The sequence below is a fragment of the uncultured Methanobrevibacter sp. genome (assembly GCF_947170395.1).
GTDB lineage: Archaea > Methanobacteriota > Methanobacteria > Methanobacteriales > Methanobacteriaceae > Methanocatella.
The window spans coordinates 18,662-30,638 of record NZ_CAMVTE010000029.1 but is presented as its reverse complement, the minus strand read 5'-3'; the positions used below and the strand labels follow the sequence as shown (position 1 = coordinate 30,638).

The 11,977-nt window shown below is 30.9% G+C and carries 12 protein-coding genes; 2 read left to right on the top strand and 10 right to left on the bottom strand.

What is annotated here, in order from left to right:
- A partial coding sequence (locus Q0W04_RS08320; RefSeq protein ID WP_298501955.1) for a hypothetical protein occupies positions 1-550 on the bottom strand: 550 nt, incomplete at its 3' end.
- 63 nt (positions 551-613) lie between these two features.
- Complete coding sequence (locus Q0W04_RS08315; RefSeq protein WP_298501953.1) at positions 614-1,915, bottom strand: hypothetical protein; 1,302 nt, start codon at positions 1,913-1,915, stop codon at positions 614-616.
- Between the two features lie 193 nt (positions 1,916-2,108).
- Between Q0W04_RS08315 and Q0W04_RS08310 the strand changes: the two genes are divergently transcribed.
- Entirely contained in the window at positions 2,109-4,208 is a 2,100-nt protein-coding gene (locus Q0W04_RS08310) for a P-loop NTPase fold protein (protein ID WP_298501950.1), read from the top strand.
- Between the two features lie 71 nt (positions 4,209-4,279).
- Positions 4,280-4,474, top strand: a complete 195-nt coding sequence (locus Q0W04_RS08305; protein ID WP_298501947.1) for a hypothetical protein — start codon at positions 4,280-4,282, stop codon at positions 4,472-4,474.
- Between the two features lie 306 nt (positions 4,475-4,780).
- On the opposite strand, the gene Q0W04_RS08300 is transcribed toward Q0W04_RS08305, so the two are convergent.
- The 8 genes from Q0W04_RS08300 to Q0W04_RS08265 form a co-directional block, all read right to left on the bottom strand.
- The gene (locus Q0W04_RS08300; RefSeq protein ID WP_298501945.1) at positions 4,781-4,960 is read right to left on the bottom strand and encodes a hypothetical protein; all 180 of its coding nucleotides are present in this window, start codon (positions 4,958-4,960) and stop codon (positions 4,781-4,783) included.
- A gap of 288 nt (positions 4,961-5,248) precedes the next feature.
- Positions 5,249-5,839, bottom strand: coding sequence for a pyridoxal 5'-phosphate synthase glutaminase subunit PdxT (pdxT, locus tag Q0W04_RS08295; protein WP_292876359.1), 591 nt, complete (start codon positions 5,837-5,839; stop codon positions 5,249-5,251).
- 38 nt (positions 5,840-5,877) lie between these two features.
- A complete protein-coding gene (gene pdxS / locus Q0W04_RS08290; protein WP_295727335.1) occupies positions 5,878-6,762 on the bottom strand; it encodes a pyridoxal 5'-phosphate synthase lyase subunit PdxS in 885 nt (294 codons plus the stop codon).
- A gap of 846 nt (positions 6,763-7,608) precedes the next feature.
- Positions 7,609-8,031, bottom strand: a complete 423-nt coding sequence (locus Q0W04_RS08285; RefSeq protein ID WP_298501940.1) for a MarR family winged helix-turn-helix transcriptional regulator — start codon at positions 8,029-8,031, stop codon at positions 7,609-7,611.
- Between the two features lie 2 nt (positions 8,032-8,033).
- Positions 8,034-9,458 (bottom strand): MFS transporter, encoded by a 1,425-nt coding sequence (locus tag Q0W04_RS08280; protein WP_298501936.1) that lies wholly within the window; start codon positions 9,456-9,458, stop codon positions 8,034-8,036.
- A gap of 448 nt (positions 9,459-9,906) precedes the next feature.
- The gene (locus Q0W04_RS08275; protein ID WP_298501933.1) at positions 9,907-10,668 is read right to left on the bottom strand and encodes an EFR1 family ferrodoxin; all 762 of its coding nucleotides are present in this window, start codon (positions 10,666-10,668) and stop codon (positions 9,907-9,909) included.
- 30 nt (positions 10,669-10,698) lie between these two features.
- Positions 10,699-11,475, bottom strand: coding sequence for an MBL fold metallo-hydrolase (locus Q0W04_RS08270; RefSeq protein ID WP_292798265.1), 777 nt, complete (start codon positions 11,473-11,475; stop codon positions 10,699-10,701).
- A gap of 21 nt (positions 11,476-11,496) precedes the next feature.
- Positions 11,497-11,976, bottom strand: coding sequence for a bacterioferritin (locus tag Q0W04_RS08265; RefSeq protein ID WP_292784506.1), 480 nt, complete (start codon positions 11,974-11,976; stop codon positions 11,497-11,499).
- Position 11,977 lies beyond the last annotated feature (1 nt).

Sequence of the window (11,977 nt, the reverse complement as noted above, 5' to 3'; positions counted from 1 at the left end):
ATTTTTCAGATTCTTCTTTTAAAGTTTTAATCTCTTCCTGAAGCTTTCCAATTTCCGCATCCTTGCCTTGCAATTTTTCTAATAATAAACTTGTAGCTACATTAGCGTCTTTGCTTGGAGGCTGAGGCTGTGGCTGCGGTTGAGGAGCAGGTTCAGGATTTCCAGCATCACCCACATCTCCAGCTATATCAGAATTCAACAGGGTAATTTTTCTAGGGCTTTTAGTTACACCAACATCTATCAAACTCATAGTATCAATTCCAAATGAATCTCCATTATCTTTCAATAAGACATCAACTTTAGGAGAAAGGCCTTTTCCTTCCATATCCAGTTCATCAGGGATTTCAATGAATAGCTTACCTTCTTCATAGCTTATGTCATTTCCAATGCCAATATAGATCTTATCGTGTTCTTCAGTCAGCGGAATCCCTCCACGATAGTTTTCAGCAATCAGCTTTAGATCCTCTTCAGTCCATTCAACAGGTTTAGTTAACCTTTCATCCAAGTCGGAATAATCATATGATCCAACTTCAAAAAGTTCATGTCTCATCATTATCACATTTTATTATTTTATTTATTATATATTTTATTATTTATTTTATATAAATATTTATTATATTTCAGTACCGCTTTCACTGACAATTCTCTCACCGACAGGCTGTTCCTCTTCAAAGTTACTGAGATAATTCTTATAGATTTCATCACCTTCAGCAGAAAGCTCCATAACATACTTAACAACATCATCTCTTGAATAGCTTAAGTAAACATCATAAGTTTCTTTAATGCCCATTAAATCCATTTGCCTTTTTAACAATTCATTGCAGTGCTTCAAGACCCATTTCTGGTCATTAGCTACATTAACAATGAAACCTGTAATAGCTGAATCGTTAATGTACTCGGCCACGTTCTGGTTAGACCTTTCATTACCTGCCTGAGACTGTGGAGTAACAAAAGTCCTTAAGATATTATTTCTAAAGATTTCAGTTTGCCTAGTATAATCTGACTGGTAGTTGTTACCACCCAAGATTTTAGATTCAATTCCTGGAGGCACAATAGCTACATTACTTCCTGCAGTAGTTCCATAATCAGCATAAAGATTTTCCTTAGCAGTGGATGAAAGCTCAGTAATGTATGGCTGGCCATTGGCATCCATTGCAGGCTTGACTTCAATAATATTATCCTTATTAATACGCTCTACCTGATTTCTTTCGAGATTGCATTTGTGATAGATATCATCAAGGCAATTCAGGATAATACTTTGAGCTTCAGAATAGATTTCATTATACATAAAGTTAATAACTTCATCTGGCTCATATTGAACCGTTAATGTACCCTCTTCAACACTAACGAAGTTATTGAACTCTTCAGGACTTCCATTAACTACATCCTTAGGCATTTCATGAAGGTATAGCTGCACTTCATTATCATCATTAAATTCTTTCTTAAGGCCATAACCTGTGGCGCCGATTTCTAAAAAGATAGGTTTAATATATTTTCCAATATCCTTGTCCCATCGCTCTACAGGTTTAATTACGCCCTCACCATCAACCATTCCACCTTGCAGGATATTTTTAGCAACTTGGCTGATGTCGATTTTTCTTGCCCACAAGATCAAAGTCAATTTCTGTTCAGCTGAAAGCTTGTTGTCCTTGTCCACCAGGACAATATTAACATTAGCTTTATCAATTCTGTTTTTCAAAATACCTGAAGTATAACCGTCAAGCTTAACAGCATATCTAGCATTAGCTATAGTTTTATTAATCACAGGAGGAAGGGCATCTATCAAATCAAGGCCAGTGTTGATTCCATCAGTTCTAGGCTGCCTTTCATCCTCGCCCCAATAGCTACGCTTAGTGTTGTACTGTTCCACCCTATTATTCAATAATCTAGTTCTAATATAATCAGCAAATCCCATGTAATCTCCCTATCATTTTTAAGTATCATTTTAATTTTTCTTTATTATATTATTTATTATATTATTTATATAAAATATATAATAAATTTTTTATTTTATGATGGAATCGACATTGCATAATGCCAACAACGGATAGTTCATTCTTTAGGAAATATAGGAAAATATATATGAATTTGTAAATAAAATCACAAATATGACCAACCAAAACCATAATGAAAAAAATGATTTCACATTCACAACAGAAAAGCCCATTGAAAGTGTAACTGAAGATAAAAAAGGATTGAATATTAATAATTATGCAGAATATTTAGGGAAGAACATTGAAAATTACTTTAAATATAATCATGACAGTATTACAATAGGTTTGATGGGAGAGTGGGGTTCAGGTAAAACATCAATATTAAATTTAACTGAAAACTATCTTAAAAATACCAATATTAAAGTGATGAAGTTTAATCCATGGATTTACTCTTCATATAATCAATTAATTGAACAATTTTTTGATGAACTTATTAAACAATTTTATAGTGACGAAAATTATGAGTTAATTGCGAACATGAAACGGTATTGGCTTAAGATTAATAAATCTGATTTAGCCAAAGGAGCATCTATTCCATTAATTGCAACAAAGAGTAAAACAATATCAAATATATTAAATTCAATTTTTAAATATGATTCAGAAGAAAAATCCCTTGAAAAACTAAAAAATGAAATTAACAATAAACTTGGCGATTATAAAATTGTTTGCATTATTGATGATTTAGATAGAGTAAGTACTACTGAGATTCAGGAAATGTTTAAATTAATTAAAATAATGGCTGATTTTAATAATATAATTTATATTCTTTCATTTGATAAAAAAATTATTGCAAAATCATTAGATGATGAGTATATTGATGGCGAAAAATATATTGAAAAAATTATTAACGTAGCATTGGATGTGCCATTGGCAACAGATTCAGAATTAAAAAATATCCTAAATGAGGATTTAACTACTTTATCTGAAAAACATGATATCAAATTAAATGAAGATAGACTAGATGATATTTTAGATTATTGGGAATATGAAACCAAAAAAAGATACGGAATACTCTATTTTTTTAAAACAATACGTGATATAAAACGATTTATAAACCTTTTAGAATTTAACATTGAATTAATAAAAAATGAAGTTAATTTTGAGGATTTCATTGCAATTACTGCAATTCAAATATTTAAACCTGAAGTATATGAGACAATTAAATATAACGAATCATTACTTGTCAAATATCCTATTCCAAAAGGAGAGTACTTGTCTAATCCTGAAATTGCAAAATCAGAGCAATGTGAATTTGAAAAGATAGTTGAAGGTGATGATAATTTAAAACATATACTAACAAATTTGTTTCCAAAAATGAATTTCATCTATAACACTAAATACTATTCAGATTATTCTTCTGAATGTGAGGGTAAATTATTAATATGTCACCCAAATCATTTTAAAACATACTTTAAATTAAATCCTATTGTAAAAAATATTACTGAAGGAGAAATTACATTAATAACAACATACATAAATTCTAAGAATGAACAGGAACTATTGGACGCATTTAAACATTTAAATGAAACAGACAAATTAAATGCATTTTTTAAAATACTGTATAATAGACTTGATAACATTAATGAACCGGAATTCCTCTTAAAATTAATTTTTTCCTTAGATAAAAAATTAAATGTAGAAATTTTTAATGATAATAGATCTACATTGAAAAAAATCTGTTTAATATTAATTATTAAGATTAATTCAGAAAATAGATTTGAAATTTTAAAAAATGAATATTATGATATGAATCACCTTCATTTTCTCTTTGAATTATTAATTCATGTTAAAAATCATAATACTGTGCCAGGTTTAAAAAATGAGGCGATCTTAACTGAAACTGAAATAAATGAATTAGAAAATATCATAAAACACAAATACCTCCTAATGCTTAAAAAACATTTAAACTATGTTACAAACGATTTAATAAACGTGTACGAATTAGGAGAAAGTTTAAACTTAGATAATGAATTTAAAAATACAATTGATAATTTAATTTCTACAAAAGATGGATTAATAGAATTTTTAAAATCATATATGTACCTGGATATGAATAGCTTCCTAGAACATGAAATTAATATTGCTTCTAGCTTTTCAAATATGGAAACAATTAAAGAAAGAATAGACGAAAATTATGATGAAATAAAAGATATATTTGAAGTTAAGAAATTTTTAAAAGAATATGAGATATGGAAAACGGGCAACATAACCTGATGCATTTATAAATTAAAAATTTACATTTGAAATAAATTTGCAATAAGTTTGGAATAGATTTGGGATAAATTTTGAAGATTGATTTAAATACAGATTTTTATAAATTATTATTCATGGCAATTTTAAATATTGAAGTTTTAAAGAAAATAATTGAAAATATACCTGAAGATTATGATGTTGAATTTTATAATGGCACTACCAATGTTCCGCTTAGTGACAAAGTAGAAATTGATGTTAGTGGCAAAAGGATATTATTCAAATCCTAAATATTTGAATTTTGCAATATCGTAACATGAAAATTTTAATCAAAATACTCCATCTAATCTTTACATTAAATTTTTTAATGCTAATCGAATTTTTATAAAAGTAGTTGATGGTCATATAATTTCATCCTACTGCAGAAAAATGAAAATATTTAATTAACATGAGCTCGATAAAAAGTAGTGTTGAGAGAACATAAGTATGACAACTTTCGCATGCCCTTTCATATAATACCTCAATTATGTTAATTAATAATATTTTACTTTTTTAAATTATATATAATTAATAGCTACTTTTTCTTTTCATGAATATTAATTCAAAATATTTGTATAAAGTTGATTGAAAAATATGCATAAGTGGTAGAACTTTTCGTGAGTTTCAATGAAACTATGTTCTCTAACCTCTTTTACAACATCACCATCTTTAACATCACCAATCAACAAAGGAGAATCAGGATTATGCAATTTTTGATTCCTTTTGACCCACTTCATGTTGCTGTTGGCATAATAACATTAAATTTATAATCTCTTCTAATTAAATTTCATCACCCAACAAGAAATCTAAGATATTCATATTTCGTATTCCTCTCTTGACATATTAAACTCATCAATGGATATTATATATTTTTGGATAATTGTCCTTAACTAGAATCATGGGAGGAATTCCCTTTCAATTGTTTCTTCATGAAAAACCTATATGGATAAGTATAAGTTAACAAATTTTAAAAAATTAAAATTGTTGCATTATAAGTTTACAATTTGATTAACTTCTAAAAGCAGTCAATGGTTCAGACTTGTTAAAACTTCTTCAATGAAATATTCATGAATTAAAGTGTCCTCTGTTAATTCTGGATGAAATGAAATTGCAATGTTGTGTCCTTGCTGAATGGCTATTATTTCACCATCAAATTCTGACAATATCTTAATATCATTTTTGGACCCATCATAAGATTCAAGTGCCGGTGCTCTAATAAACACACCAGAATACTTTTGATTTAATATTTCAATTTCCGCTTCAAATGAATCCTTCTGCCTTCCATAGGTATTTCTTTTAACAGTTATGTCCATAAGTTCAAGTAGCGGCTGGTTGAAATCTGTTTTTTTGCCAAGAAGCACCATTCCAGCACAAGTTCCAAAGACAGGAATATTATTTTCTTTAATAACTTTATCAATACCCCTTTCCTTAATGAGCTTGCCAATTACAGTACTTTCCCCACCGGATATGATTAATCCATCACATTTTTCAACATCATCACTGTATCTTACTTCTTCCACTTCTATATCGAGTTTTAAGTTTTCAACGGTTTTTCTTGTCATGTCAAAGTGTTCTGAAACTGCACCCTGAAGATTTAGGATTCCGATTTTTACCATCTAAGCACCTTAAAAAATAATTAAAAATATGAGGAATTTTAAATTCCCCTGTCCTGCATTCTGTCGGATTCGCTCAAAGTTGACATTTCCAGACCTTTCATGGCTTCGCCCAATCCTTTGGATACTTCCGCCAATACTTCAGGCTTGTCGTAATTTGCAGTTGCTTCAACTATTGCTTTTGCAAATGCTTCAGGATTGTTTGACTTGAATATTCCTGATCCCACAAAAATGCCGTCGGAACCTAACTGCATCATGAGTGATGCGTCAGCAGGTGTTGCAATTCCTCCTGCAGCAAAGTTGACAACAGGTAATTTGCCCAATTCTGCAGTTTGCTTTACAAGTTCAATTGGAGCTTCGATGTTTCGCGCATATTTCCAGAGTTCCTCTTCCTCCATTCCATGTATTGTTCTGATTTCTCCCATCACCATTCTCATGTGGCGAACTGCTTCTACAATGTTTCCTGTTCCAGGTTCTCCTTTGGTACGAATCATAGCTGCACCTTCGTCAATTCTCCTTAGTGCTTCACCAAGGTTACGTGCACCACATACGAATGGTATTGTAAATTCCTTTTTGTTAATGTGATATTCTTCATCTGCAGGTGTCAACACTTCACTTTCATCAATCATGTCAACTCCTAGGGTTTCCAATATTTGCGCTTCTGCAATATGGCCTATTCTTGCCTTTGCCATTACAGGGATGGATACTGCATCAACCACCTCTTCAACAATTGTTGGATCAGCCATTCTGGCCACTCCCCCAGCTGCACGAATGTCTGCAGGTACCTTCTCAAGTGCCATTACTGCCACCGCCCCTGCATCTTCTGCAATTGAAGCCTGTTCTGCATTCACTACGTCCATAATGACTCCGCCTTTTGTCATTTTGGCGAAACCTTCCTTTAACACATCTGTTCCCTTTTCTACCATATTAATTTCTCCGTCATAATATAATATAACAATTGTTATTATTGATTTTAATAATATATAAATGTTAAGTTTTTACATACCATGATTAAACAAGCATATAATTTAAAAATAATCTTTTCGCTGAAAGAAGTAATATTAAAAATTCAACTTAATTGATAACCTCTAGAACTTACCTATAATTAAAATAACTTTTGTTGTGCATCAATAAAGCTGGGTTCATTAACCTCTTTTACAACATCATCCTCTTTAACATCACCAATCAGCAAGGGCGAATCCGGATTGTGCAACTTTTGGTTCTTTTTGACTAGCTTTATGTTGGAGTTGGCATAACTAATAATTGCTTGTCATCAATTGTTTATAAATAATTTCAGCATCTTACCCTCAACTTTTCCAATAATACTCAAGTAGTTAACTTGTATCATTAGTTGGTTCAGGTTATGTCAGTGATTATAGTAGATGTTCAGGATTTGTATTTCCACTAGCTCCAGTTTCTCCCATTTAGATGAATATTTAATTATCATGAATTCTAAAAAAAAGTAGTGTAGAGAGAACAAAAGTTATACAACTATCACATGAGTTTTCATGTAAACTCTCTCCAAAATTATAATTAATTAATAATTTCATTTTTAAGTTATATATAACTATTTAATTAACGCCAACTTCAATATTGTCTAGACAATAGATTACATAATACTGTTGGAAACTCCCTATTGAAAAGATTTTAAAATTATTTTCCACTTGTACATTGATATATTCAATTTGAAACAAAACTCCGTATTAATAACCGTTGCCATTAATAATTCAAATAATCAAGACAAAAAAACAACATCCGGCAATTTTCTAAAGTCAAGACATTTTGATAATTCTTTCCAGGTTTTCTTCAAAAACTTTTAGCTCATCCGGCGTGAATATTTTTTCGATATTTTCCTCAAAACTTTTTTGCTCCTTAAAATTTATCTTAAGCATTTCACAGCCTTTAGAAGTTATTGAAAGAATATTTCTGCGTTTATCCTCATTGCTTTTTTCAGTTTTTATGAATTCTTTTCTTTCAAGTCTTTTTATTCCTCTTGTTACTGAGGATTCATGCAGATTAAGTTTTTTTGACAGTTCCCTTTGTGTTATTCCCTTATTTTTATAAATAATGTATAAATATTGAAAATCCCCATGATACATGCCATAATTCTTTAATCTATTATCAATATATTGGGTGTTTCTTTTGCTTATCAATCTGATTTTATAAACTAAAGGTAAAAGGTCATTCAGTTCCATATTCATGCCTCACTCTGATTTTTATCGTTGATTTTAAAGATCACAATTGCTAATGAAATTATCATAATGGCTGCCAAAACTACGGATGTGTTTGAAAAACCATTCAGTGACTGTATATTATGTGTTATGTCTCCATTGATAAATAAGGTTAATATTACTGCAGATATGGATGATCCGATTGCTGCTACGATTTGTCTTGATGAATTTATGATTGCAGATGCATCCTCAACATTTTCATAAACAATGCTCATTGCCCAGGTTGTTGCAGGCATCAATCCCAATCCTGCACCGACAGATCTGAATGACTGAGTGACAATCAAATATTCAATGCTTGAATTTAGGGTATATGTGGTCATTGACAAGAATCCTACGGTGGATATTATACTTGAGATTATAAGCAGTTTTTTAATTCCAATACTGCCCATTATCATATTTCCTATGAAATTGAATACCAGATACACCAATGTTGCAGGAAGCAGAATTATGCCTGAAATCGTTGCTGAATAATAGGCAATATTCTGATTGTATAATGGCATTAGGATATTTATTGAACACATTGAAAAGTACAAAAGACAAATGTATACGACCCCACTGTCAAAAGATATGTTTTTAAGAACATTAAGATTCAAAAGAGAGTTTTCAATCTCATTTTGTCTTCTGACAAAGAGTATCAGAGATATTATTCCAATTATTATAGGCAGAATCACATATATGGAGAAAATGTTGTTATGTGTGATGTTTGTAAATCCAAACATTATTCCGAAGGATGCGAAAACCGATAGAATCAATGAGATGAAATCCAGGGAATAATCCTTGGTTTCAAGTTCATGGGAAATAAGGATATGCTCCAAAATCAGCATGATTACTGCACAGATAATTAGAATCAGGAAAATGTTTCTCCAGGTAGTTGTTTCGGAAATGTATCCACCAATGGTTGGGCCGAAAGCGGGCATGACTCCAATGATGATGCCATAAATTCCCATTACAAAATTCCATTTTTCCTTTGGCATTAGCTTAAATACAAGGGTTTGTGTTGTGGGAAGCAAAATGCCTGTGCATGCCGCTTCAAGAATTCTTCCAAGTATCAATGTCCAGAAACTTGTTGAAAAATATACAATTACCGAACCAATTATGAAAGAGGTTAACGATACTGCAAGAATTCGTTTCAGTTTGAACCTGTTGATGATGTATGCACTTGATGGCATTATAACACCCATAACCAAGAGAAATGTGGTGTAGACCAATTGTGCATGGCTTGCATTAACTGAAAAATCTCTCATGATATATTCCAAACTTGTATTCACCATAGACTGTGAAGTGACTGTAATCATGGCAGTTACAACAAAAATAATGAATGTTACCGTTTTTTTGTTAATAATTACACAACCCAAATACTTGCTTATACAAGTATTTATTTTTTTAAACATTTAAACATATCCGACAAACTCATGAAAAATCTTATTATTTCTTGAATATTTATTTCATGCATTTATCTGGGTAGCCTAAAAGAGAAAATTACATAACGTGAAATGATGCTCACACTGATTTAATTAAATCATATCTAAATGGTTAATACTGAAAAAATAAGTATTATATAATGAAAACATAATCTTTTTTAATTCCAACCACAATAAACAAGTAATGAAATATTAATTATCATGAAATCTAAAAAAAAGTAATATAGAGAGACAAAAGTTATACAACTATCACATGAGTGTTCATAAAAACTCCTCTCCAAATTATAATTAATTAATAATTTCATTTTTAAGTTATATATAAATAGCTATTTTCACCAGCAATGTTTTAATCAATACATGACAACTTTGAAAGCAATCATCCATTAAAAAAATTATTGATTAACATAAATATGTTTATTCATTGATAAAGATTATTGCTTTTTATAATCTCAGAAAGTTTGACATTAGGATTTATATATCTCTCATTAGGATTTGCTTCATCATTTATGCTTAGCGTATGAGTTTTACAATGGTGCACACAGCTTAAGCAAAAATCACAGGCTTCTCCAAAGTGAGGTTTACCATCGATTACTTCAATATTTCCCCTTGGACAGACTTTAGTGCATATCCTGCAACTGCTACAGCCATCATCAGCAATTATATGGTATTTTGAAGTCATTGTGGATTCCAATATCTTCTCAATGAATGGAACATTTGTAAAATGCTTTTTCGAATAGATGAAGTCTTTTTTTGATATAATATCATTTTTAATTATTTCTATTTGCTTTTCTATATCTGAATCGTTTTTGATTTCCATTTCATGAGCCATGTCAAATACCGGTAAGAAATTATCAACCATAAGGACAGAATTGGTGTAGTTTATGTTAATTCCTCTCTTATTAAAAGTTTTTTTCATGATTTTCAATGCATGGTAATCACCATCACTTCCATAGGAACATATGAGGAATATGTAATCTGCACAGATATTGACTTTTTTAACAAATTCCCTTAATGTTTTAGGAGATGTTGCAAAAAACACAGGGAAAACAATCCCTACAGAATCATCCTTAATTTCATATATATTATCTTTCACCAATTGTGGAATGCTTAACAGTTCTCCTCCCAATTGTTTTGCAATGAACAGATTATTTCCAGTTGACGTATAATACAATATTTTCATTTTAATCAAAAAAAGAAATCAAGAAAGCATTTATTTTGGATAAATACTTTCAGGTTGGTTATCTAAATCCATAATATATTTGTTTTCAAGGTTTTCGGGTCCTAATGGAGTATGTGTTGACAGATACACTGTCGGATTGTTTTTGATAAATTCCCGTACATTATCTAATGTTTCCCTTGCTTTTTCGATGTCTTCAAAAACAATGGATAATTTGTTTGCATATAATGCTTCATCAGTATATGTTATATCCCCATGAATCATGTAGAATAAATCATCATCTTCCACAATAACTATACTGTTTCCGGTAGTGTGGCCTATCGCCTGAATAAAATATACTCCATCAACAATTTTTTCAGCTTTCGGGAAATTCTTATAACTGGTTTCATAATTAACTGTTATGATATTGTCCCCATCAAGTTTTAACTCTTCTGCTTCTGTTTTTGACATGTATATTTTAGCATTTGGAAATTTTGACAATTCTCCTGAGTGATCTGGATGCTTGTGTGTTAGAAGAATTTTTGATACATCTTTCACATCATAACCCAAATTTTGCAAAGCTTCCACATAACTGCTTATTAGCTCACCATTATAGATTGGAGTTGAATCGTCAGGTTCTGGAATAGCTAACCCATCAGGAATACCCGTATCCACCAGAATTATTTCATCTCCTGTGTCAATTAGGTAATTTTGAATGCTTGCCCGATATTTAATGGATGCATCGAAATTTTCCATTCCCTCTTCACCGCCAAAAGCAAAGGCCTGATTCATGAATCCATTTTTAAATGTTTTAACTGATTTAATTTCCATTCTCCCACCCTAAAAAAAAGTTTATTCAGCAGCAGGACCATTTATTAACAATTGAGTCAGGTAGTTTTGTTTTCCAATCATTTTGCACAAGTCAAGTTGCTGTTCGCTCCAGTACATGTCTTCCTCTTCATCTTTGAGATATACTTTCATAAGATCATAGGTGGTTGCATCAAAGATTCCGGAATCCATTACTTCATTTAAAAATGCAATTCCTTCAACGGATACATTGTAGTCATATTCTATGAACTCAACAATGTCTGTGTATATAGGTTTTGCTTCTTGTGCTTCCTGTTTGATTTCCCCGCCCAAATCAAGGATTCTGTCCATAAACTGTTCTACAAAATCCATTTCTTCGGTTGCATGTGCAATGTATTTATCTCCAAGGGATGGAAATCCTAATCCTGCAAATATTTTAGCTTGAATTCTGTGTCCGAATGAATTTGCGGATAAACCTGTTACAATAGCTTGCAATACTTCTATAGTCTTTTCCTTATCAGCCATG

Bases quoted from the DNA above. Each gene is read 5' to 3' on its own strand.
- Q0W04_RS08300 (WP_298501945.1), bottom strand. From the start codon at position 4,960: ATGAAGTGGGTCAAAAGGAATCAAAAATTGCATAATCCTGATTCTCCT.
- pdxT (WP_292876359.1), bottom strand. From the start codon at position 5,839: ATGGTAAAAATCGGAATCCTAAATCTTCAGGGTGCAGTTTCAGAACAC.
- Q0W04_RS08265 (WP_292784506.1), bottom strand. From the start codon at position 11,976: ATGGCTGATAAGGAAAAGACTATAGAAGTATTGCAAGCTATTGTAACA.
- Q0W04_RS08315 (WP_298501953.1), bottom strand. From the start codon at position 1,915: ATGGGATTTGCTGATTATATTAGAACTAGATTATTGAATAATAGGGTG.
- Q0W04_RS08280 (WP_298501936.1), bottom strand. From the start codon at position 9,458: ATGTTTAAAAAAATAAATACTTGTATAAGCAAGTATTTGGGTTGTGTA.
- pdxS (WP_295727335.1), bottom strand. From the start codon at position 6,762: ATGGTAGAAAAGGGAACAGATGTGTTAAAGGAAGGTTTCGCCAAAATG.
- Q0W04_RS08310 (WP_298501950.1), top strand. From the start codon at position 2,109: ATGACCAACCAAAACCATAATGAAAAAAATGATTTCACATTCACAACA.
- Q0W04_RS08275 (WP_298501933.1), bottom strand. From the start codon at position 10,668: ATGAAAATATTGTATTATACGTCAACTGGAAATAATCTGTTCATTGCA.
- Q0W04_RS08270 (WP_292798265.1), bottom strand. From the start codon at position 11,475: ATGGAAATTAAATCAGTTAAAACATTTAAAAATGGATTCATGAATCAG.
- Q0W04_RS08285 (WP_298501940.1), bottom strand. From the start codon at position 8,031: ATGGAACTGAATGACCTTTTACCTTTAGTTTATAAAATCAGATTGATA.